General features: G+C 72.6%; 14 protein-coding genes. 8 read left to right on the forward strand and 6 right to left on the reverse strand.

Going from position 1 to position 23074, the window contains the following annotated elements; all coding sequences use genetic code 11:
- Positions 1 to 164 precede the first annotated feature (164 nt).
- The 4 genes from NYZ98_RS26335 to NYZ98_RS26350 form a co-directional block, all read right to left on the reverse strand.
- Positions 165 to 1187, reverse strand: a complete 1023-nt coding sequence (locus NYZ98_RS26335) for an RlpA-like double-psi beta-barrel domain-containing protein (RefSeq protein ID WP_262846022.1) — start codon at positions 1185 to 1187, stop codon at positions 165 to 167.
- An 80-nt stretch (positions 1188 to 1267) separates the two neighbouring features.
- Positions 1268 to 1756, reverse strand: coding sequence for an NUDIX domain-containing protein (locus tag NYZ98_RS26340; RefSeq protein ID WP_262846054.1), 489 nt, complete (start codon positions 1754 to 1756; stop codon positions 1268 to 1270).
- Between the two features lie 107 nt (positions 1757 to 1863).
- On the reverse strand, positions 1864 to 4836 hold the full coding sequence (locus NYZ98_RS26345; RefSeq protein WP_262846056.1) for a bifunctional [glutamine synthetase] adenylyltransferase/[glutamine synthetase]-adenylyl-L-tyrosine phosphorylase: 2973 nt from the start codon (positions 4834 to 4836) through the stop codon (positions 1864 to 1866).
- A gap of 131 nt (positions 4837 to 4967) precedes the next feature.
- The gene (locus NYZ98_RS26350) at positions 4968 to 5693 is read right to left on the reverse strand and encodes a type 1 glutamine amidotransferase (RefSeq protein WP_262846024.1); all 726 of its coding nucleotides are present in this window, start codon (positions 5691 to 5693) and stop codon (positions 4968 to 4970) included.
- A 285-nt stretch (positions 5694 to 5978) separates the two neighbouring features.
- Here NYZ98_RS26350 and grpE point away from each other — a divergent pair, with 285 nt between their 5' ends.
- From grpE to NYZ98_RS26385, 7 genes are all read left to right on the forward strand, one after another.
- Positions 5979 to 6770 (forward strand): nucleotide exchange factor GrpE, encoded by a 792-nt coding sequence (grpE, locus tag NYZ98_RS26355; protein WP_262846026.1) that lies wholly within the window; start codon positions 5979 to 5981, stop codon positions 6768 to 6770.
- A gap of 3 nt (positions 6771 to 6773) precedes the next feature.
- Positions 6774 to 8357, forward strand: a complete 1584-nt coding sequence (locus NYZ98_RS26360) for an Hsp70 family protein (RefSeq protein WP_262846028.1) — start codon at positions 6774 to 6776, stop codon at positions 8355 to 8357.
- A gap of 12 nt (positions 8358 to 8369) precedes the next feature.
- Positions 8370 to 10949, forward strand: coding sequence for a hypothetical protein (locus NYZ98_RS26365; protein ID WP_262846030.1), 2580 nt, complete (start codon positions 8370 to 8372; stop codon positions 10947 to 10949).
- Positions 10950 to 10953: 4 nt separating this feature from the next.
- Entirely contained in the window at positions 10954 to 12126 is a 1173-nt protein-coding gene (locus NYZ98_RS26370; RefSeq protein WP_262846032.1) for a TRAFAC clade GTPase domain-containing protein, read from the forward strand.
- Positions 12127 to 12464: 338 nt separating this feature from the next.
- The gene (locus NYZ98_RS26375) at positions 12465 to 15494 is read left to right on the forward strand and encodes a GAP1-N2 domain-containing protein (protein ID WP_262846034.1); all 3030 of its coding nucleotides are present in this window, start codon (positions 12465 to 12467) and stop codon (positions 15492 to 15494) included.
- Between the two features lie 337 nt (positions 15495 to 15831).
- On the forward strand, positions 15832 to 18102 hold the full coding sequence (locus tag NYZ98_RS26380) for a TRAFAC clade GTPase domain-containing protein (RefSeq protein ID WP_262846036.1): 2271 nt from the start codon (positions 15832 to 15834) through the stop codon (positions 18100 to 18102).
- Positions 18103 to 18585: 483 nt separating this feature from the next.
- A complete protein-coding gene (locus tag NYZ98_RS26385) occupies positions 18586 to 19269 on the forward strand; it encodes a TetR/AcrR family transcriptional regulator C-terminal domain-containing protein (RefSeq protein WP_262846038.1) in 684 nt (227 codons plus the stop codon).
- Positions 19270 to 19464: 195 nt separating this feature from the next.
- Here NYZ98_RS26385 and NYZ98_RS26390 read toward each other — a convergent pair whose 3' ends face one another.
- Both NYZ98_RS26390 and glnA read right to left on the reverse strand, forming a co-directional pair.
- On the reverse strand, positions 19465 to 20124 hold the full coding sequence (locus NYZ98_RS26390) for a hypothetical protein (RefSeq protein WP_262846040.1): 660 nt from the start codon (positions 20122 to 20124) through the stop codon (positions 19465 to 19467).
- Positions 20125 to 20427: 303 nt separating this feature from the next.
- Positions 20428 to 21789, reverse strand: coding sequence for a type I glutamate--ammonia ligase (gene glnA / locus NYZ98_RS26395; protein ID WP_262846042.1), 1362 nt, complete (start codon positions 21787 to 21789; stop codon positions 20428 to 20430).
- A gap of 470 nt (positions 21790 to 22259) precedes the next feature.
- On the opposite strand from glnA, the gene NYZ98_RS26400 reads away from it, so the two are divergent.
- The coding region (locus tag NYZ98_RS26400) for an expansin EXLX1 family cellulose-binding protein (protein ID WP_262846044.1) at positions 22260 to 23074 on the forward strand (815 nt) is incomplete at its 3' end.

Raw genomic sequence — 23074 nt, forward strand, 5'->3', positions numbered from 1 at the left:
AACCCGAGGAATGAGATACGGGTCTCCTACCCCTCTGACCTGCGACTTCCACCCATGATGGGAGGAACGACGGCCAAGGCTGCCACCGTATTCCGCATTTATCGGCATCAGCGCCGTATCACGCTATGTAGCGAAATAGAGAAGCCGGGTGGGCTTCGCGTGGGTCACTTCGTGGTCTCGCCCGCGCGGGCGCGGATGCCGGTGAGGCGGCGGAAGATGTCCCACCAGAACGGGGCGCCGAACAGCAGGGCGAAGAAGGTGATGAGGAAACCGGGCCAGTGGCCGGGGCTGATCAGGCGGTGCAGCCACTCGCCGCCGTTCCACGTCCACGTGGGGCTGCCGTTCTCCGGGATGCGCACCGACACCGGCGCGTTCCCCACGATCTGCACGAACGCGGGCGCCGACAGCACCTCGGTCACGCAGCCGTACGGGTCGGCGGGATGGTCGGGGCACTTGTCGCGCAGCGCGGGCAGCGTCTGCGCCCCGCCGTCGGCCGTGGCCGCCACCTGGGCGCGGATCGCGTTGTCGGTGAGGATCGCCCGGCCGTACTCCAGCGAGTCCATGCTGAACACCAGCGTGAGCACCAGGCCGAGCGCGGCGATGACCCACCGCACGTAGCGGCGGTACAGCATCGTGAGGCGCTGCATCTCGCCGTCGAACCAGTCCTCCACGCCCTTGCGGAACGCCTCCAGGTCGCCGTGCGCGGCGTCCCAGACGCCCTTCAGGGGCCCGTAGAGGGGGCTGCCGTCGGCCTTGAGCCTGTCCAGCAGGGCGGGCACGCCGCCCTCGCTGGTGACGATCTCCATCATCGCCACCGCGAACCGCCCGGGCGGGATCGAGGCGATGCTCGTCTTCCCGGACTTGCCGTGGTCGATCTCGCGGAGCCGCTCGTACAGCCGCCCGGCCCACGTCTTGGCCGTGCTGTCGACCGGCGGCGGCAGCGGGCTGAACGCCGGCCGCGCGTCCTTGCTGAAGGGCAGCCGCGCGAAGACCTCGCCGATCGAGCTCGGGATCCAGGACCGTTTGCCCCGCACCCCGTCGAGCGTGTCGGTGAGATAGGCCCACAGGAACTTGCTGCGGATGCCGAGCAGCCGCACCAGGCCCTCGTTCACGCCGCTGACGAGCAGCGAGAACAGCAGGAACGCCAGGACCAGGCCGATGGCCAGGTCGATGTAAACAGAGTTCAAAAGAGATCACCCGGGAGTTTGAATACACCCTGCGCCCCGGTGACCGCAACGAACCGGCGTGGATCGGTCGGTATCGGTTGTCACTCCGGGGTGAGCGCCGCGCGCGAGGCGCGCCACCACGCGTAGCAGTCGGGGATGACCTGGCGCGACCAGGCGGGCATGCGCAGCGCGAGGGCCTCGGTCTCGGTGACCCAGCGGGCGTCGGCGACCTCGACGCCGTCCGGCCTGAGCGTCCCGCCCTCCACCTCGCAGCCGTAGATCGTGGTGACGAAGCAGATCTGGTCGCCGTTGGGGTAGGTCGTGCGGAACAGCGGGCCCCCGTAGGCGCCGATGAGGCCCCGGACGCCGATGAGCACGCCCATCTCCTCCTCCGCCTCGCGGACGACGGCGGCGGCGGGCGACTCGTCGGGCTCGACGGTGCCGCCCGGCACGGCCCACAGGTCGCCGAAGTCGCGGTGCAGCGCCATCAGCATGCGGCCCTGGTCGTCGAAGACCGAGGCCGTCACGGTGGGCAGGATGAGCAGCTCGTTTCCGATCTGTTTCCGCAGTCTGGCCAGGAAATCCGACATGGGCACTGGTCATTCCCCCACGATTGAGGCAGACGTGACGTCACCAAGGTACCCAGCGGGTCGCGGGACCCCGTAGAAAACCGGTGGAAGGCCGGCGGGGACGGCGCTCAGGAGCCGCCGTAGAACACGCGCTCGGCCACGACCCTGGCCCGGCGGGTGGTCCGCTGGTAGTCCTCGACGAAGTCCTCGGAGCCGTCCGGCGGGTAGCCGAGGGCGCGCGAGATCAGCATGCGGTCGCGCACGTCCGCGGGGATGCTGTCCCCGGCCCGGCCGCGCACCAGCATGATGGCGTCGCGGATCTGGGAGGCGAACCGCCAGGCCTCGGCGAGCACCTCCTCGTCGGTGGCGGCCAGCAGCCCGGCCCCGACGGCGAAGCGCAGCGCGTCGAGCGTGCGGGTGGTGCGCAGCTCGGGGACGGCGTACGCGTGCCGGAGCTGGATGAGCTGCGCCAGCCATTCGACGTCGGACAGCCCGCCCCTGCCCAGCTTGGTGTGCAGCTTCGGGTCGGCGCCCCTGGGCAGCCGCTCGGCCTCCATGCGGGCCTTCAGCCTGCGGATCTCGCGCACGGCCGACTCGCCGATGCCGTCCGGCGGGTACCGCAGCGGTTCGACGAGCGCGGTGAACTCGGCCCCGAGCGACGCGTCGCCGGCCGAGAAGCGGGCCCGCAGCAGCGCCTGGGACTCCCACGGCGAGGACCAGCGGCGGTAGTACGCGGCGTAGGAGGACAGGGTGCGGACCAGGGGGCCCTGGCGTCCCTCGGGGCGCAGGTCGGGGTCGATCTGCAACGGCGGGTCGGGGGCGGGGCGGGCCAGCAGGCGGCGCAGCTCGTTGGCGACGGCGTGCGCGGCGTCGGTCGCGACCTTCTCGTCCACGCCTTCGTGCGGGGAGTGGACGAACATGACGTCGGCGTCGCTGCCGTAGGAGGACTCGTACCCGCCGAGGCGCCCCATGGCGATCACCGCGAAGCGGGTCGGGAACTCGCCGCGCCGCTCCAGGGAGATCTTGTGGATCGCGGCGTCCAGGGCCGCCTGGATGGTGACGTCGTTGAGCTGCGAGAGGGCCTGGCCGACCTCCTCGATGTCGATGCGACCGACCAGCCCGGCGACGGCGGTGCGGAACAGCTCGCGGCGGCGCAGCGCGCGAACGTGCGCGATGGCGGTCTCGGCGTCGTGCGCGTGGCGCTGGACCGACGCGTCGGCCTCGGCCGCGAGCGCCTCCTTGGGGCGGACCGTCAGCTCGCCGTCGGAGCCGAGCATGGCCACCGCGTCGGGGGCGCTCAGCAGCAGGCCGGTGGCGTACCGGCTGGTGCCGAGCAGGCGGGCCATGCGCTCGGCGACCGCGGTCTCGTCGCGGAGCAGCCGCAGGTACCAGGGGGTGGTGCCGAGTTTGTCGCTGACCTGCCGGAACCCGAGCAGGCCGGCGTCGGGGTCGGGCGCGTCGGCGAACCAGCCGAGCATGACGGGCAGCAGGGTGCGCTGGATCGCCGCCCTGCGCGAGACCCCGCTGGTGAGCGCGGCGATGTGCCGGAGCGCCCCGTCGGGGTCGGCGTAGCCGAGCGCGGACAGCCGGGCGGAGGCGGCGGCCGTCGACAGCCGGGTCTCCTCTCCCGGCAGCCGCGCGACGGCCTGGAGCAGCGGCCGGTAGAACAGTTTCTCGTGCAGGCGGCGGGCCTCCATGGCGTGCCGCCTCCAGCGGGTGGTGAACTCCCCCACCGGGTCGACGACCATGCCGAGGCCCCGGCCGATGCGGCGCAGGTCGGTCACGCTCTCGGGCACGACGTGGGTGCGGCGCATGCGGTGGAGCTGCAGGAGGTGCTCGACCTGGCGCAGGAAGGTGTACGCCTCGGCCAGCGCCTTGGCGTCGTCCCTGCCGACGTAGCCGCCCCGCGAGAGCGCGGCCAGGGCGGGCAGGGTGGCGCGGCGGCGCAGCAGCCCGTCGGAGCGGCCGTGCACGAGCTGCAGGAGCTGGACGGCGAACTCGATGTCGCGCAGCCCGCCGGCCCCGAGCTTGATCTGCCGGTCGGCCTCGCCGGCCCGGACGTTGGCCTCGACCTTGCGCCGCATGGCCTGGACGTCCTCGACGAAGTTCTCGCGGGTGGCGGCGTGCCAGACCAGTTCGTTGACCCCGGCGACGTACTCCTCGCCGAGCTCCAGGTCGCCGGCGATGGGGCGGGCCTTGAGCAGGGCCTGGAACTCCCAGGTCTTGGCCCAGCGGCGGTAGTACGTGAGGTGGCTGGCGAGGGTGCGCACGAGCGGGCCCGCCTTGCCCTCGGGGCGCAGGGCCGCGTCCACCTCCCACAGGGCGCCCTCGGGGGTGCTGGTGGAGCAGGCGCGCATCATGCCCTGGGCCAGGCGGGTGGCCGCCCGCAGGGCCTTGGTCTCGTCGACGCCCTCCCTCGGCTCGGCCACGAAGATCACGTCGACGTCGCTGATGTAGTTCAGCTCGCGGGCGCCGCACTTGCCCATGCCGATGACGGCGAGCCGCACGTCGGCGGCCTCGGGGGTGTCGGCCCTGGCGATGGCCAGGGCGGCCTCCAGCGCGGCGGCGGCGAGGTCGGACAGCTCGGCGGTGATCTGGGAGAGCGAGGCCGCGCCGGTGACGTCGCGGGCGGCCAGGTGGAGCAGCCGGCCACGGTAGGCGACGCGGAGCGCCGACATCGCGTCGGTGCCGCCCTCCCTGACGGCGGGCTCGGCCTCGGCGGGGTCGGCGCCGACGGCCTCCAGCAGTTCGACGCGCATGTCGCGCTCGAGCGTGCGCTGGAGCGCCTGCTCGCCTTCGAGGAGCCGCCAGTGCCCGGGGTGGCGGACGACGTGCTCGCCGAGGGCGGCGGACAGGCCGAAGACGCCGAGCAGGCGCGACCGCAGGCCGGGGTCCAGGCGCATGGCGCCGAGGACGCTCGGGTCGCGCTCGGCCAGCCGGTTGAGCGAGGTGAGCGCGAGGTCGGGGTCGGCCGAGCCCACCAGGGAGGCGAGCAGGTCCAGGTCGCCCACGGCCTCGGGCCCCAGCTCGTCGAGCAGCCGCTCGGCCTGCGCTCCGTCAGCGAAGCCCAGGCGGGCGAGCCGCCCGGCCGTCGTCTGCATTCGAAACTCGGCGTTCACATGCCCAAAGTAGCCGTTCACTCACGGGTCCGTCGTTAGTGGTTCCGCGCCGTAATCGCCCGGTCACCGGGAATAGAAAGGGGTGCCGGACCCCCAACAGCATACAAATCACCTTAAGTCAGGCGTGTTTCGTGGTCGCCCGCGACGACGCCGGCGAACGCCTCGGCCAGGACGCGCCAGGTGCCCAGGGCGTCGTGCGCCCCGGCCACCGCCGCGTCCAGCGCGGCCACGTCGAACCCGGCCCCGGCCAGCTCACCGGCGTTCGGCGCGGTCCAGGACAGGAAGATCTCGGGCGTGGCCTCCGGGTGGAACTGCACGGCCCACGCGCGCGGGCCGAGGCGGTAAGCCTGGTTGGGGTAGGGCTCGCCGGTCGCCAGCGGCACCGCGCCCGGCGGGAGCACCGTCATCGCGTCCTCGTGGTACTGCACGGCCCGCGTGCGGGGCGGGAGCGCGCCGAACAGGGGGTCGCCGGCCGCGGCGGGCAGCGCGGACACCTCTCCCAGGCCGACCTCAGGCCCGGCGGTGCCCCGCTCGACCTCTCCCCCGCAGGCCAGGGTCATCAGCTGGGCGCCGAGGCAGATGCCGAGGGTGGGCAGGCCGGAGTCCACCGAGCGCCGGATGAGCCCCCGGGTGGCGGGCAGCCACGGGAATCCCTCGTCGTCCCAGGCCGAGGCGGCGCCGCCGAGCACGATCAGGCCGTCCCCCGCCGCGTCCGGGACCGGCGCGCCCAGGTACGGCCGGACCACGTCGCAGGCCATCCCGGCGGCGGCCAGCCAGCCGGCGAAGTACCCGAGACCGGCCTCGGCCTCATGCTCGATGATCACGATCCGGTGTCCCATGCACTCGATTATGGACGGCCGTGACCGGCGCGGATCGGCGGGGGGCGGGCGCGGAGAATCCTTACTCCGGGCTCCGACAACGCGTTTATCCGCCTATAACCGCATTCCTTGGGGCGCGGCGATCCGTGGGGCTCATGTGACGGTTGCCGGAATTACGCCTCTGAAAACCGGATAAACATGACATAATTCGCATTAGCCGACAGTTTCCTGTCTACCAGGGCGGAGTCATTGATGGCTAGAGTTGCTGACGGCAGGAATTCCCGCCATCCCGACGCAAGGAGATAGATGGCTCCTCCCCCTGAAGAGCCGCGCGAGGCCTCCCCCGGCGACGCGACGGCCACGCGGGAGCCCGAGAGCGAGCCCGCGAAGGAGCTCACGCGCCAGGTCGAGGAGCTCACCCGCCAGGTCGCGGCGCTCACGGACACGGCCAGGCGCGAGCACGAGCGCGCGGCCCATCGGGAGCAGGTCATCGACCGTTTGCACGGCGAGAACCAGCAGCTGCGGCACGGGCTCCTGCAGGAGGCGCTGACCCCGGTCCGCGCGGGCCTCTACCGGCTGTACGACACCGTGGCCCGCGAGGCCGCCCGCTGGCGCGCGGCCGATCCGCCCGATGCGGCGCTGGCCGGCGACCTGCTCGCCGCGGTGGCCGACGAGGTCGCCGAGGTGCTCGGCCGCACGGGTGCCGAGCGCTGCGGCGTGCGCCCGGGCGACGCCTACGACCCCGCCGCGCACCGCCCCGCGCGCACGACCCCGGTCGAGGCCGGCGCGGACGGCACGGTCGTGGAGGTGCTCGCCGAGGGCTTCGCCATGGGCGAGCGGGTGCTGCGCAAGGCGTCGGTGGTCGTCGGGCGCGTCGCCGCCGGGAACACCGCCGGGAACGCCTCCGGGAACGCCTCCGGGGACGACGTGAAGCCGGCGGCGGCGAAGGCCGAGAAGGACGCCAAGAAAGCGGACATCACCGACGTTTCACGACAGCAGAGAGACCGGAAAGACGTAAAGGACCGACTTCCGCGCGACGGGACAGGCGACACTGCTCCCGAGCGGGTGGACGGCGGTACGGACAAGGAGAGCGAGTAGTCGATGGCTGTTTACGGGATCGACCTGGGCACGACGTATTCCTGCATCGCCTATGTCGACGACGTCGGACGGCCGACGGTGCTGCGCAACCTCGAAGGCACCGACACCACCCCCTCGGTGGTGTTCTTCGAGTCCCCCGACAACGTCGTGGTGGGCGCCACGGCCAAGGACAGCGCCGTCCTGGAACCCGACCTCGTCGTCAGCCGCATCAAACGGGACATGGGGCACGAGGTCCCCCGGGTCAGGCACGGCAGGCCGTACACCCCGGAGGAGATCTCCGCGTTCGTCCTGCGCAAGCTCGCCGACGACGCGCGGACCGCGACAGGCGAGAGCGTCGACGACGTGGTCATCACCGTCCCGGCCTACTTCGGCGCGGCCGAGCGGGACGCCACGCGCAAGGCCGGGCGCATCGCCGGCCTCAACGTCATCGACATCGTCTCCGAGCCCATCGCGGCGGCGATCACCTACGGCGTGCTCAACCCCGACCAGGACCACACCCTGCTGGTGTACGACCTCGGCGGCGGCACGTTCGACACCACGGTGATCACCCTGAGCGGCGGGAACATCGAGGTCGTCTGCACCGACGGCGACCACGAGCTCGGCGGCGCCGACTGGGACGACCGCCTGGTGGAACACCTGGCCGAGGCGTTCCAGGCCGAGCACCCCGACGCGGGCAGCCCCCTTCTGGACAAGCAGTCCGAGCAGCAGCTCCGCCGCGACGCCGAGGAGCTGAAGAAGACCCTGTCCACCCGCACCCAGCACGTCGTCCGCGTCGTGCACGAGGGCAGGGTGGCCAAGGTCGAGCTGACCCGCGAGGCGCTCACCGAGCTGACCCGCGACCTGCTCGACCGCACGGTCGAGATCACCCGGCGGACCATGGAGACGGCCGCGTCCAAGGGCGTCGACGCCTACGACCACCTGGTGCTGGTCGGCGGCTCCACCAAGATGCCGGCGGTGACCGAGACCCTGCAGAAGGAGTTCCAGCTCACCCCCCGCCTGCAGGACCCGGACCTGGCGGTCGCCAAGGGCGCGGCGCTGTACGCCTTCGAGGAGACCTACCGCCGGCTGCTGCGCTCGGGCGGGCGGGCCGAGGCCGAGGACATGGCGGCGCGCGCCGGGCTGTCGGCCGACCAGCAGGAGCAGATCGCCGCCCGCACCATCAAGACGGTCGCCTCCCGCGCCTTCGGCATCATGGTCACCGACAAGGAGACCAGGAAGCGCGGCGTCGAGCACCTCGTGCACGCCAACGACGCGCTGCCGGCCGCCGTGACGCAGGAGTTCTACACGATCGACACCGGCCAGACCGGGGTCAACATCGAGGTCATGGAGCAGGCCGGCACCGCCGAGTCCGAGGAGCCCGAGGACAACGGCATGATCGCCGAAGGCGTGCTGAAGATCCCGCCGGGCAAGCCGGCCGGGTGGCCGATCGAGGTGACGTTCGCGCTCGACACCTCCGGGCTGCTCCAGGTGACCTCCCGCGAGCGGGAGACCGGCGAGGAGCTGGAGCTGCGCATCCAGATCGGCGGCATGTCCGAGGAGGAGGTGGCCGAGTCGCGGGCCGCCCTGTCCCGCGTCCAGGTCAGCTAGCCGGGCGGCCGGATGGCCTTCGACGAGCAGCGGTACACCCGCGAGGTCCTCGAACCCGCGCGCGAGGCGGGCGGGGTCCCGCCCGAGGACCTGCGGGTCCGCTACCAGCTCCACGAGACGATGACCGCGGCCGACGTCACCGACACGGTCAAACTGGTGCGCCAGAGCTGGCGCCGGGCGCGGGGCATGCTGAAGTACAAGCGGCTGGCCGACCGGCTGGAGGCCGACCACGCGCGCTTCGCCCCGATGTTCACCGCCGCCGCCGAAGGCGACCTCGACCCGCTGCGCGCGGCGCTCGGCGACTCCGAGCTGCGTGCGACGCGGCGGCTCGACGACGCGCGCGGCCGGCTCGATGACGCGGCCGGGCGGCTGCGCATGCTGTCCCCCGCGCTGCTGGCCACGATCGCCCGGTCCAGCGGCGTCAGCCAGGAGGAGGCCGCGGGCCTGGCCGCCGAACGGTCCATCGAGGTGCGCGATCCCGACCCGCTGCCCGAGACCGCCCCCTACCCCGGGTACGGCAAGGCGCGCGAGGCGCTGGACACGCTCGGCCTGGCCCACCTGGGCCGGTTCGTCTTCGGCGACGGCTGCGCGGGCATGCGGGTCCTGGACGGGCTGGAGGTCCCCGGCGCCGGGCCGGTCGAGGAGGCGCTCAGGGAGGCCGAGCGGCAGTGGGCCACCCGCACCCGGGGGCCGTGGACGATCAGCGCCGACACCGTGCTGGCCGCGCTGCGCAACTCCCCCGACACCGGCACCCTGATCCGGTACGACATCGTGTCCCGCCTGCGCGAACGGGTGCGCGAGCACCCCTACGACGACACGCTGCTGCGACACGCGACCACCGAGCTGGACCTGCACCCCGCCGACGCCCGCCGGCTCATCTTCGCCGTGCGCGGGGAGGGCGGGGTCGCGACCGGGCCGTCGGTGCGGCTGCGCGAGCTGGTAGACGCCGGCGAGATCCACGCGGCGGCCGACTTCGCCGGGGCGCTGGCCCCCGGCGCGCTCACCGGCGACGCGGCGGAGCTGGCGACCGAGGTCCAGGCCAGGCTGGCGCGGGCCGTCCAGCTCAGGGACCGCGCGCGGGCCGCGCTGGATCCCGACGACGCCTGGCTGGCGCTGCGCGACGCGCTCCAGCGCGTCCCCGACCTGCCCGGCGCCGCCGAGCTGCTCGCGCGGCTGGCGCCCCTGCCCGCGCGGGCGCTTCGCGCGAACCTCCAGGGCGAGGGGGCCGGCCTGGTGTGGCAGCCCTCCCCCTCGCGGGCCGGCCGCATCGTGTACGACGTGTACCGCAACGGCGAGCCGCTGGCGACCACCGAGCAGCCGTCCCTGCGCGACGAGCGGCCCCCGGTCAACACGCCGATCACCTACACGGTGGTGGCGCGCCGGGAGGCGGCCGTGTCCATGCCCGCGGCGGCGGCCCCGGTGGTGGTCAGGCCCGAGCCCGGCGACATCCGGCTGACGGCGGGCGACGGGGTGGTGTCGGGCCGCTGGTCGCGGCCGGCCGAGGCCGCGCGGGTGGTGGTGACGCGCGACGGCCGCGCGCTGGCCTCCGGGGACACCGGGTTCCGCGACAGCGCGGTGGTCAACGGCACCAGCTACTCCTACGTCGTGGCCGCCGCGTACTCCGGTCCCGACGGCGAGGTGATCACCCCGGGCGTGCGGCGGACCATGACCCCGCAGGGGCGTCCCCGGCCGGTCACCGACTTCACCCTGCACCCCGACCCGTCGGCGCCCGGCACGTTCCTCGTGCGGTACGACGAGCCGCCGTCGGGGGTGCTGGAGATCGTGGCGCTGGACGGGACGCCTCCCTGGCCGGTCGGCACCACCCTGTCGCTGGACGAGCTGCGGGCGGCGACCCGCGCGATCCCCGCCATCCCCACGCGCGACGGCCAGGCCATCCGGCCGGGGGCCAACCACGGCGTGCTCCTCGCGGTCACCGTCGCCGACGACCTGGCCACCATCGGCGGGCACCTCGACCACGTCAACCTGGCGCCGCCGACCCGCCTCACCGCGCAGCGGCGCGGCGTCACGGTCTACGTCGGTTTCGACTGGCCGCCGGACGTGCCCGAGGTGGAGATGCGCTGGAACGGGCGCAGCATGATCGTCAACCCGGCCGCGTACCGCGCGCAGGGCGGGGTGCGGCTGGACGTCTCCGAAGGAGAGCCGGTCACCGTCGAGGTCGCGCCCACCTCCCTGGTGCACGGCGAGCGCGTGCGCGGCGCCGCGGTGAGCCTGCGGCTGGACGGGCACGTCCCGGTGCGCTATGACCTCAGCCAGCAGGGCCCCGCCTGGCGCCGCTCGGTGGTGGTCGAGGTGACCGCCGACCGACCCGTACGGCTGAGCCGCCTCTCGCTGGTGCTCAAACCCGGTCACGTCCAGCCGAAGTCCGCCGACGACGGCGTCCTGCTGGACCACTGGACCGACCTGGACCTCCCGGCCCGTCTCACCGTCCCCGCCCCCCGGCAGGCGCGGCCGTACTGGCTGCGGTGCTTCGCCGAAGGGGCCTCCGAGGACGCCCGGGGAGCCGCTGGACCGGGCACCGGGGGCGACGTGGCCCTGATCGACCCGCCGGTCCGGCGGATGAAGGTGGGATAAGTCCGTGGAGATCACCTGTCCGTTCTGCTTCGCGCGGCTGGAGGGCAACCGCATCGCGTTCCGCTGCGCGGGCCGGCCCGGGCGCGGCGGGGGCTGCGAGGCGGAGCTGGACGAGACCCTGGCCGACTACCTGGGCTCGCGCGCCGCGGCCGCCCTGCCCCCGGTGTTCTCGGTGCGCAGGCCCGGCCGCCGGGCCGACTGCCCGCACTGCGGGCGCTCCACCGGCTGGCGGGCGTGCCCGGAGTGCCACAACCGGCTGCCGGCCGAGTACTGCGCCAACCCCGGCAGGATCGTCGCCCTGGTCGGGGCCAAGGGGTCGGGCAAGAGCACCTACATCGCGGTGCTGCTGCACGAGCTGACCAACCGGGTCGGTGCGGAGCTCGACTCCTCGCTGGTCGCCTGCGACGACCGCACCATCGCCCGCTACAAGCAGGACTTCGCCCGGCCGCTGTACGGCGAGCAGCGGCTGCTCGCCACCACGCGGCCGGCCGCGACCGAGCCGCGCGACCCGCTGGTGTACCTGCTCACCCGCACCGTGCCGGGGCGCCTGCGCACCAAGACGATGTCGCTGACCCTGGTGCTGTTCGACACCGCGGGCGAGGACCTGCGCAGCCGCGAGTCCACCGAGACGCACCTGCGCTACCTCAACGCCGCCGACGCGATCATCTTCCTGGTCGACCCGCTGGAGCTCCCGGGGGCCAAGGCCTCGCTGAGCGGGCTCGCGCAGGCCAGGGGCGGCGCCAACGCGGGCGATCCCGACAGCGACCCGATCAACGTCATCAGCCGGGTGACCGAGCTGCTGCGCGACCGGGCGGGGTCGGGGCGGCTCAAGGTGCCGGTCGCGGTCGCGCTCAGCAAGATCGACGCGCTGCAGGAGGGCATGGACACCCAGTCGGCGCTGCACCGCGCCCGCACCCCCTCAGGGACGCTCGACCTGGACGACAGGGAGGCGGTCCACGAACAGGTCAGGGCCCTGCTGGACGACTGGCAGGCCGGGATGGTCGACCGCTACCTACGCCAGCACTTCACCGACTTCGCGCTGTTCGGCCTGTCCGCCCTCGGCGGCGTCCCCGGCCGCGACGCGGTCGGCCCCGGCGGCATCCGCCCGTACCGCGTCGAAGACCCTCTGCTGTGGCTCCTCCACCGCTTCGGCATGCTCGTAGGAGTCCGCCAGTGACCCCGCCACGCCACGACCACCGTCCCCGAACCCCGGCGACCCCGACACGACACGGCCATCGGCTCGTCGGTCCGGCGGCGACTTCGGCGCTTAACGGCCACCGGCTCGGCGGTCCAGCGGAGGCTTCGACGCTGAACAGCCACTCGCTCAGCGGTCCAGCAGAGACTTCGACGCTGCAAGGCCACCGGCTCAGCGGTCCGGCGGGGACTTTGACGCGGTACGGCCACCGGCTCAACGGTCCGGCGGGGACCCCGGCGCGGTATAGCCACCGGTTCCAAGGATGGGTGGCGGCCTCGACACGGTACGGCCGCCGGCACGGCCGGGGGCGGGGGTAGGGGATGGCCTGGCAGTTGCACTACACGTCGGCCGAGGCCGGTCCTGGCGGGCGCGCCGGGTTCCAGTTCGTCGCCGAGTCGCCGGGGCTCCCGCCCGGGCTCGCGGGCAAGGTAGCCGCGCACCTCAGCTACAAGCCGCCCCCCGCCGCCCCGCTGGCCCCCACCCCCGCGCAGGTCGCCGACCTCCCGGTGGCCCTGTCGTACGGGCCGGTGGGCGAGCTGAGCGTGCTCACCCGGTGCGTCTACCTCGGGCAGGACTACTCCGGCCGGTACGGCAACTTCCTCGGGCACGCCGTCGTCGCCGGGCCCGGCGAGCTGACCGGGCTGCGGCCGGTGGAGTTCTGGCGGGCGTCGCTGTGGTCGGACGCCCCGGCGGCGTCCGGCACCGCACTGCCCGAGCTGGCCGACCCGCTGCCGGGCGACCACCTCGACCCCGAGTCGCTGGCCGAATGGCTCGCCGCGGGGGGCGACGCCGCGTACACCCGGCTCGGCGGGCTGCTCTCGACCGTCGCCAAGGCGCTGTCCCAAGGTCACGGCCGCGTGGTCCTGGTCTGCGACGACGTCGAGGAGATCGTGCGATGGATCGCGGTGATCTCCTACTCGCTGCCGTGGCCGGTGGCCGCGCGGCTGCCGTTCCTGACCTACAGCGCCGACCCCGCGACGGCCACGCAGGTGATCGTGGGGACGACGCCGGACGTCTGGATGCCGTCCGACATCGACGCCGCCGTCGTCCGGCTGTCCGAACCTCCAGCCGAAGGAGCCCCCCTCGGCCGGTTCGCCCGCACGGTCACCGAATGCTGGCGCCGGTCGGACCTGGCGGGCATCGACGCGATCGGCGAACTGGGCGCGACCCCGGCGGCGACCGACCGACCCGGCGGGACATCGGCTACGACCGGCCGACCCGCTCCGTCGTCACCCGGCGGGCCGAGCGTGACATCGGCCGAGCACGGCGGGCGTGGCGCGAACCCGGCTGCGTACGGCGGGCATGGGGGGTATGGCGGGCGTGGTGGGAACCCGGCCACGCACGACGGGCCCTCGGCCGCGCCCGGCGGGTCCCCGGCCGCCCATGGCGGGCCCGGCGGCTCCTCGGCCAGGCACGGCGGACCCGGCGGCTCCTCGGCCAGGCACGGCGGGCCCAGCGGTTCCCCGGCCGCCCATGGCGGGCCCGGCGGATCCCCGGTCAAGCACGGCGGACCCGGCAATTCTTCGGTCAGGCACGGCGGACCCGGCGGTTCTTCGGGCGCGCACGACGGCGCGGGGTTCGACCTGGAGACCGGCGCCGCGCTGCTCGCCTTCTGCCAGGGCGACCCGACCGTGACCGCCGAGGAGCGGTCGGCCATCGCCCGCTCGCTGACCGGCGACCTTCCCGACTGGCTGTGGCAGGACCTCGGCCGGATGTCCGGCGAGATGGACTTCGAACTGGCCTCCGCCGCCCGCGCCGTCGCGCCGGTGGACACCGCCGAGCGCTGCGCCGCGCGGTGCGCCGTCCTCGCCCTGCGCGACCGTACGCTGCCGCCGCCCGAGCCCGCGCTGCGTGAGGAAACCCGGGAGACGCTCCGCCGCGAGACCGCGCGGGCGCTCGCCGCCGCGACCGACATGGACCGGCTCGGCGACGCCGCCGCGACCGCCCACGCGATCGGGGCGCCCATCACCGGCGACGACCTCGAAGCCGCGGCGCGTACCCTGGCCCGCGAGGGCAGGGGCGACCTCGGGCGGCTGCTGGAACGGGTACCGCCCGGCCTGCGGGACACCGTCCTGTCCGGGGTGGTCCTCGGCGTCGAGGAGGCGGCGCCGGACGTCCTCGACCGGATGCTGGACGACGCCGTGTGCGACGAGCTGCACGCCCGCGACCTGTCGGCCACCCCGCGCACCGGCACGGCGGTGGTCCTCTCGCGCGTACGGCGCGAACTGGTCACGCGCGTCGACGCGACCGTGGACCTGATCAGATTCGGCGCCGACGTGACCGACGACATGCCGCACGGCCGCTTCGACGGCGCCGACGTGACAGACGACACGCAGCCCGACCGCTTCGGTACCGACGTGGCAGACGACATGCCACATGACCGCCTCGGTACCGACGTGGCGGACAACACACCGCAAGACCGCCTCGCCACCGACGTAGCGGATAACACACCGCCTGACCGCCTCAGCGCCAGCGTGGCAGACAACACACCGCAAGACCGCCTCAACACCGATGTAGCGAACGACACATCGCCTGACCGCCTCGGCGCCAGCGTGGCGGACAACACACCCCATGGCCGCCTCGGCGCCGATGTAGCGGACAACACACCCCAAGGCCACTTCGGAGCCGACGTAGCGGACGTAGCGGACGTAGCGGACGACATGCCGCCCGGCCGCGACGAGGCGCTGCGCATCGTGTGGGACCAGGTCCCCGGCATCGCCGAATGCACGTCCCTGGTCGCCCGGCTCGGCACCGCGCTGAACGTCTCCCCCTACCTCAGCGACCTGCCCGCCCGCACGTTCCTGGCCACCGGCCTCGCGGACCCCGAAACCGTGCGGCTGGCCGGGCAGGTGCGCGACACCGTCCCCGGGTACCCCAGGAAGGACGCCGAGGCGGTGCTGCTCGCCACCGGCGTGGCCGATGCCGATCGCCCCGAGGACGCGGCCGAGCTGCTCCGGCGGCTGGACGAGCTCGGGCCGGAGGCCGACGAGGAACTTCTGGCCGAGGCCACCGCCGTCGCCGCGCGCTCCCTCACCCAGCGGGACCCGAGGTTCCGCACCGAAGTCGTCAAGGACCTGCCCGAGAGCGCGCGCACCGCGCTCACCCGCGCCTGGCTGGAGGGCCGCAGGACCCGCGACGAGCAGGTGGCCCTGATAGAGGTCGCCATCCGCCTGCACCTGGCCGGGTCCCCCGTGCCCGGCCTGGACGCGTGGGCGCGGTCGCAGATCGGGAGCTGGTCGCTGTTCGGTTCGGTCGAGTCCCACTTCAAACGGGACGCGGAACTCACCGCCGGCCTGCGCGAGATGTCCAAACCCCGCCGAGCCCGCCCCTGGAAACGAGAGTCCCCCTGATGCGCCAACCCCCAACGCACCCGACCCCGGTCACGGCGCGGCGCACGAACAACACCCCCCGGGGAACGACCACCACCACAGAGCACCCGTACAAGACGCACCCGGCAACCCGGCCCGCGATCGTCGTCGTCGGGCGAACACTACGCACGCCGAACGCCCGTCCGAAAACCCGGCACACCCCCAACACCCACCCAGAAACAAAGCACGCGATCGTCATCGACCGGGCAACACGGCACACACTCGACACCCGCCGGGGAACGGCATGGCTCGTAGGGTCGCGGGTGGGAGGCGCCTGCGGGTGGGCGGGGCGGGGCCGTATGCGGTCCGGGGTGCGCTGATGCCGTTCGTCGCGGTGTTCGTGATCGCGCTGTGGTGCGTGTGCATGTACTTCGGGTTCCTGTACGGATTCCCCGTCCTGTGTGCGATCACCCTGGTCGCCGCCACGCTGATCGGCGTGGGCCACTACTTCGCGCGCGCCGGGCGGGTCCTGCTGCCCACCACCGTGGGAGGCGCCTCCCCCTCGACCCCCGGGACGGCCGAGGGGAACCGCGACCCCGCCTACCGCCACTACCTGTTCAACCAGGCGTCCCAGGACTGGTGGCGGATCCTCAGGTCCGTCATACCGGCGATCGGCCAGAACGCCAAGGCCACGGTGAGCACGGTGACCCGGTGGCTGATGAGCAACGTCCAGGGCTTCTTCCTGCTCCCCGTCTGGCTGGCCGTCGTCGCCGGCCTGGCCTTGGCCACGATCCCCCTCGCGGTCGCGGGTGCCGCGCTGACCTCCGCGTACGCGCTGGTCGTACTTGCCGGGATGCTGGTGTGGCTGCTCCTGCTGGCCCTCCTGCTCTCGGTCGAGCAGGTGTTCATGCGGGCGCGGCGGATCCTGCAGACCTGCCCGCACCCCCAGTGCTACGCCCGCATCGACCTGCCCGAGTACGCCTGCCCGGCCTGCGGGGAGCGGCACCGCCACCTGACCCCGAACCTCGACGGGGCCTTCCGGCACGTGTGCCGCTGCGGGACACGGCTCCCCACCGCCATCGTCCTCGGCCGCTTCCGGCTCCAGGCGTACTGCCCGGAATGCGGGCGCGCCCTGCCCCACCGCATCGGCCGGGCCAGGATCGAACCCCTGCCGTTCGTCGGCGGCCCGGACGCGGGCAAGACGACGTTCATGGTGCTCGCGATCAACGCCCTGCACGGCGTGGTGAAGGCCGCCAAAGGACGGGCCGGGTTCGTGGTCCAGGGCGACGAGATGGCGTTCGCCCGGTTCCGCCAGGAACTGCGCCTCGGCAAGGTCTCCAAGACCACGACCTCGGCGCCGTCGGCGACCATGGTGGACATCACCCTGCCCGGATCCCGCACCCGCAGCGGCAACCGCATCCTGTACCTGTTCGACCCCTCGGGCGAGGGGTTCACCGGGTCCACGCAGGTGGAGGCGATGAGCTACCTCGCCCACGGCGAGGCGATGCTCATCGTGGTGGACCCCTTCGCCCTCCCGCTGGTGCAGCAGAACCTGTCGGCGGCCGAACGGCAGACCCTCGACCGCGCAGGCGTCGTCCTGTCGCCCGAGGATCCTTCCGACACATTCCAGCGGGTCAGGAACGAGCTGGCGGCGCGCGCGGACGGCGGCCGGCAGAAACGCGTCGCCGTCGTGGTCACCAAGGCCGACCTGCTCCGGCGCACCAGCGTGGGACGTGACGCGGAGCGGCTGCCCGGCTGGTTCGACCAGGTCGGCCTGGGCAACATGATCCGGGACCTGGCCAAGACGGCGGGCGAGGTGCGCTACCTGGCGTCCGGCCTCCCGGCGGACGAGGCCGCCATCGGCCGCCTCCTCGCCTGGCTCACCGACCTCCCGGTCCCCGCCCCCCCGACCCCCAACGGCTCAACCCCCGCCAACCCGAACGGCGGCAGCGCCCCCACCGACCACGACCAAACCCCCACGGCCAAGCGCAGCGACACCAAGGCCAGCCCCAGCGACACCACCGCCAAGCCCAGCGACGCCACGGGCAACCCGGGCGACCCTCAATGGCGATCAGCCGACACCCAGGACAACCCGGATGCCGCCCGAAGGACCCCGGACAGCACCCGCCAAACCCCGAACGACGCCCAAGAGAACCCGAACAGCACCCACGACAAACCGAACAGTCCCCAAGAAGACCCGAACAACTCCCGCGACAAATCGAACGACGCCCGCGAGAACCCGAATAACGCCAACGAGAAACCCGACAACACCCGGGATAAATCGAACAGCGCCCCCAAGAGCCCGAACAACGCCAGTGAGAGCCCGAACGACGCCCGCGAAAGGCCCGACAACGCCCGCGAAAGGCCCGACGACGCCCGCGAAAGGCCGGACGACGCCCGCGAGAGATCGGACCACGCCCGCGATCGATCGAACGACGGCACCGCCGGCGGCAGCGACGAGGCCGACCTCACGACGGCCGACCTGCGCCGGCCCTGGGCGCCGCGCGGAGGCGACACGAGCCACGTGCCGCTGAACTACCGCCTGTTCCGCTGGTCCCTGTTCGGCACCTCAGCCCTCGTCGGCGCCGCCGTAATGATCCTCCTCGCCCTCCGCGCCCTCCCCCTCCTCAACCTCGCCCTCCCCGGCTAACCCCACCACCAACACACCCCCACAACCCTTCCCCTCACCGCGGGGCTCCTCCCCAACGGCCCCCTTCCCGACCGCCATCAACCTCGTCACCGCCACCACCGTGACCCTTGGCCCCTCTCACGGCCACACCACCAAGCCGCTCTCCGGTCGATCCCCAGCTCTAACCGACGCCATCATCGTGACCCTTCGCCCAACACATGGCCGGACCAGCAAGCCACCCGTCACGGTTGACCCCACCCCTCATCGCCGCCACAACCGTGATCCTTGTCCCCATGCGCAGCTCTTCCTCCCAAACGGCCCCCTCTAGGCCGACCTCGACCACCGCACCCCGGAAGCCTCGCTCGACGTCTGCGGCACATCCTGTCGTCCGGTCAGGACCGAGGCGGCCGGTCGTCAGGGCCCCCCTCCTACGCGCGGACCTGGGTGCCGTCCATCGAGGTCACGTCCATCAGACACCCCCTTAGCGGTGCTAAGTTACTTGTGATGAGCACTCACAACGGACGACCCGCGCTGACCCGGCGGACGGTGATCGAGGCCGCGCTGCGGCTGCTCGACGAGACCGGGCTCGACGGCCTGACCGTGCGCAGGCTCGCCGCCGACCTGGGCGTCCAGTCGCCCGCGCTGTACTGGCACTTCCGCACCAAGCAGGAACTGCTCGACGGCATGGCCGACGTGATCGTCCTGGACGCCGGCATGGGGCCGCCCGCCGACGGCGAGTCCTGGCAGGACTGGCTGGCCCGCCGGACCCGCGCCTACCGAGCCTCCCTGAGCTCCCACCGCGACGGCGCCCGCGTCGTCACCAACGCCCGCGACCTCAGCCCGGCCACGCTCCAGAAGCTCGACGAGGAACTGAGCGCCATGGTGCGGTGCGGATTCTCCCCCGCACTCGCCCTGCGCACCATCGCCGCCCTCTCCCAGTACACCAACGGCTTCGTCCTAGCCGAACAGTCCCACTCCCCCACGACCCCCCCACCCCCCACCGACCCGGCCGCCGACCAACTCGCCGCGCTTGCCGGGCTGCTCGCCGAAGGCATGTCCGCGACCCTCATCACGGCCCTTCGCGAGAGCGGCGGAGCCGGCGGCGACGAAGCCTTCGAGCACGGCCTACGCACCTTCATCGACGGCACCGCCACCGCCCTGACCCTCCAGAACACCCCCACCAAATGATCGCCAGCCAGGCGCCAACACGGTAGGGCGACATAAGGCGAAACCGGCACCCGCACAACAACGAACCGACCACCCCACCACGCCCCCTCCGCACCATGACCGCTAATCAGGCGCCGACGCGGTCAGACGAGGTACGGCGGAATCGGCGCCTTGTGCGGTGGTCAAGCCCGGGGACGTTCGTGGGACCGCGTCGCGTCAGGTCACGCGGGGCAGGATCCAGGTGGCGTGGGCGGCGGCGACCAGGGTGCCGTCGAGTTCGTAGACGGCGCTCTGGCCGTACAGCTTGCGGCCGTCGCGGCCGGTCGCGCGTCCGACGACCGAGTACGTGCCGTTGGGGTAGACGCGCCGGAACACCTGCGCGGTGAGGCGCCCGAGCAGTCCCGGTCCGCCGGACCCGGCGTGCGCCCAGCCCGAGGGGCAGTCGAGTGCGGCCCAGACCAGGGCGTCCGGCACCCCGCCGCCCTCCTCCGTGACGGTCATCGGCACCCGCCACCCCGCCGCGATCACATCGGTCCCCTCGACCGGCCCCGGGAAGATCCGCAGCCCGTCCCCCGGGTCCCGGAGACCGCAGACGAAGCACCCAGGGACGGGGTGATGCCCGGTCAGCCCGGCGAACCCGGCCTCCGCGCGGGCCGCTTCGTTGAACGGTACGAACGGCGGCGGCGTCACGTCCTCGGCGACCGGGATCGCCTCGGCGAGCACCCGCCCGTCATGGGAGAGCGTGACCGAGTTGGCGACATGGCCGATGTGCAGCTCGGTGTCCAGCGGGACCGGCCGGTTCAGGGTCACCTCCAGCGCGTGCGCGCCGTCCAGCGCGCCGGCGAGGGTCCCCGCGACCCATCCTCCGTTGGCCATTCCCTCAGGCCCCCGGAAGCGAGCCGGAATGGTGAGCACAGTGCACAGACCGGCAGACGTCGTCATAAAGAGGCACCCCCATGCTCCACGTCACGGAGCGGCAATCCGTAAAACCGTGACACACCACCACATTTTACCCGGATGCCCGCACTCTTCATTCCATCAGGCGCTGATGACAACCCCATGAGCCTCACGTAACGACGACATGACACCCCGCGTCACACCCGCCCGGACCGCGCCGACATCAGACGGCCACGGCGAACCGTGGCCGTCACAAGCCCCATAGGTCACAAGGTCACAAGGTCACAGCACAGGCAGATAGCGCCCCAGCTCGAACTCGGTGACGTGGCGGCGGTACTCGTGCCACTCCTGCCGCTTGTTCCGCAAGAAGTAGTCGAAGACGTGCTCGCCGAGGGTCTCGGCCACCAGCTCGCTGCGCTCCATCGTGGTGATGGCCTCGTCGAGGCTCTGCGGGAGCGGCTCGATGCCGAGGGCGCGGCGTTCGGCGCTGGTCAGGGCCCACACGTCGTCCTCGGCCCCCGGCGGCATCTCGTACCCGCCCTCGATGCCCTTCAGGCCGGCGGCGAGTATCACCGCGAACGCCAGGTAGGGGTTGCACGCGGAGTCCAGCGACCGGAACTCCACGCGGGTGGAGTTGCCCTTGTGCGGCTTGTACATGGGCACGCGCACCAGCGCGGACCGGTTGTTGTGGCCCCAGCTGATGTAGCTCGGCGCCTCTCCGCCGAGCCCGGCGATGGCCTCGGCGCCGCCCCACAGCCGCTTGTAGGAGTTCACCCACTGGTTGCAGACGGCGGTGATCTCGGCGGCGTGCTTGAGCAGCCCTCCGATGAACGACCGGCCGATCTTGGAGAGCTGGTAGTCGGCTCCGGGCTCGTAGAAGGCGTTGCGGTCGCCCTCGAACAGCGACATATGGGTGTGCATGCCCGAACCGGGGTGCTCGGTGAAGGGCTTGGGCATGAACGACGCCCAGATGCCCTGCTCCAGCGCGACCTCCTTCATGACCAGCCGGAAGGTCATGATGTTGTCGGCGGTCGTCAGCGCGTCGGCGTACCGCAGGTCGATCTCCTGCTGGCCGGGGGCGCCCTCGTGGTGGCTGAACTCCACCGAGATGCCCATCGCCTCCAGCATCATGATCGCGTTGCGGCGGAAGTCATGGCCGGAGCTGTGCGGGGTGTGGTCGAAGTAGCCGCCGGAGTCGTTCGGCACCGGCTTGCGGCCCTCTTCGGGCCGCCCCTTGAGCAGGAAGAACTCCACCTCGGGGTGGGTGTAGAAGGTGAAGCCCATGTCGGCTGCCTTGGCCAGTGTGCGCTTGAGCACCCAGCGCGGGTCGGCGTGCGAGGGCGACCCGTCCGGCATGAGGATGTCGCAGAACATGCGCCCGGCGCCCGGGGTCTCGCTGCGCCACGGCAGGATCTGGAATGTCGAGGGGTCCGGCTTGGCCAGCATGTCCGACTCGTACACGCGGGCGAAGCCTTCGATCGCCGACCCGTCGAAGCCGATGCCTTCGGCGAACGCGCCTTCAAGCTCCGCGGGGGCTATCGCCACCGATTTGAGGAAGCCGAGCACGTCGGTGAACCACAGCCGGATGAACCGGATGTCGCGTTCTTCGAGCGTACGAAGCACGAACTCCTGCTGGCGGTCCAAGGCATCCCCTTCTGCCGGACGGTGTCTGAACACCATCGTCGTCGCGCTGAACCAGTCCCTGAATCGGCCGAAGACATGTCTGGTCATCTACCAGTCTGCCCGCTTGGTGTTTCGCACACGTTACGCGGGTCCGTAGTGAGGAGCCGACCGCGCCGGGAACCCTGTGTCCCCATCCCCGCCTGTCAGGGCACCGGCAGGCGTTCACGCTACAGGCTGGTCATGACTGGTCAAGGCGGAGATCCCGGGCATCCGGCCCTCGGCTCGCGGCCCCGCTCCCCGATCATCGGCCGATCCGCCGTCGTCCACAGGCGCGACCGTCTGGACGGCGGTTGTCCACAGGCCGGCGGGCAAGGGCCGGTGCGCGGTTGCTTAATGTGACAGCATGGTCTCGTTCCGCATTCGTCGATGGTGGTGACCCACGAGGGGGAGGTCAGATGGGCGCGGATCGGCGATGCCGTGGGGGTCCGCCGGTGTGGCACCGGCTGGGATGGGCGCTGTCGCTGGCGGGGGCGCTGACACTGGTCGCGCTCGGTGCCCAGGCCGGCAGGAACGGCGCCTGCGCCGACGGCGCGACCGGCAGGGCAGGCCTCATTCCTGGCGGGGCGCTCGGCGACGACTGCTCGCTGCCGGACGCCCTGGCGGGTGATCTCGTCGCGGCCGTCTCCCCCGAGGAGTACGCCGGGTCGGCTGCCTGCGGGGCGTATCTCGACGTCACCGGCCCGCAGGGGACCGCGCGGGTCCAGGTGGTCGACGAGTGCATGTCGTGCGCGCCCGGCGAGCTCGACCTGAGCCGCTCGGCCTTCGCCCGCATCGCGTCGGCGGGCCAGCGTGTGGTGCGGGTCGGGTATCTCACCGTCCGCAACCCCGAGGTCGGGCGCACGGTGGCGTTCCGGGTCAAGAAAGGCTCGTCGGCCCGATGGCTGGCCATCCAGGTCCTCGACCACGGCAATCCGCTGCGGCGGGTGGAGGTACGGGACGGCGGGCGGTGGCGCGCCCTGTCGCGTGACCCCGACAACTACTGGGTGGCCGCCCACGGCGCCGGCGCGGGGCCGTGGGCCGTGCGGGTCACGGACGTGTTCGGGCAGCGGCTGACCGCGACCGGCATCCACCTCGATCCCGAAGACCTCCAGCGCACCCGCCACCGCTTATACGCCCCCACCCCGACCTCCCGCCAACCCTCCACCCCCCGCAAACCCCCCATCCCTCGCAAACCCTCCACCCCTCGGAGCCTCCCTTCCATGCCTCGTAGCGCCCCTTCCCTACCTCGGGCCTTGCCTCCCACGCC

Source organism: Sphaerisporangium corydalis (assembly GCF_025506355.1).
Classification (GTDB): domain Bacteria; phylum Actinomycetota; class Actinomycetes; order Streptosporangiales; family Streptosporangiaceae; genus Sphaerisporangium; species Sphaerisporangium corydalis.

Coding starts and splice junctions, on each gene's coding strand:
- NYZ98_RS26350 (WP_262846024.1), bottom strand. CDS start 5,693: ATGGGACACCGGATCGTGATCATCGAGCATGAGGCCGAGGCCGGTCTC.
- NYZ98_RS26380 (WP_262846036.1), top strand. CDS start 15,832: ATGCCGTTCGTCGCGGTGTTCGTGATCGCGCTGTGGTGCGTGTGCATG.
- NYZ98_RS26360 (WP_262846028.1), top strand. CDS start 6,774: ATGGCTGTTTACGGGATCGACCTGGGCACGACGTATTCCTGCATCGCC.
- NYZ98_RS26345 (WP_262846056.1), bottom strand. CDS start 4,836: ATGCAGACGACGGCCGGGCGGCTCGCCCGCCTGGGCTTCGCTGACGGA.
- NYZ98_RS26375 (WP_262846034.1), top strand. CDS start 12,465: ATGGCCTGGCAGTTGCACTACACGTCGGCCGAGGCCGGTCCTGGCGGG.
- NYZ98_RS26365 (WP_262846030.1), top strand. CDS start 8,370: ATGGCCTTCGACGAGCAGCGGTACACCCGCGAGGTCCTCGAACCCGCG.
- grpE (WP_262846026.1), top strand. CDS start 5,979: ATGGCTCCTCCCCCTGAAGAGCCGCGCGAGGCCTCCCCCGGCGACGCG.
- NYZ98_RS26390 (WP_262846040.1), bottom strand. CDS start 20,124: ATGGCCAACGGAGGATGGGTCGCGGGGACCCTCGCCGGCGCGCTGGAC.
- NYZ98_RS26385 (WP_262846038.1), top strand. CDS start 18,586: ATGAGCACTCACAACGGACGACCCGCGCTGACCCGGCGGACGGTGATC.
- NYZ98_RS26340 (WP_262846054.1), bottom strand. CDS start 1,756: ATGTCGGATTTCCTGGCCAGACTGCGGAAACAGATCGGAAACGAGCTG.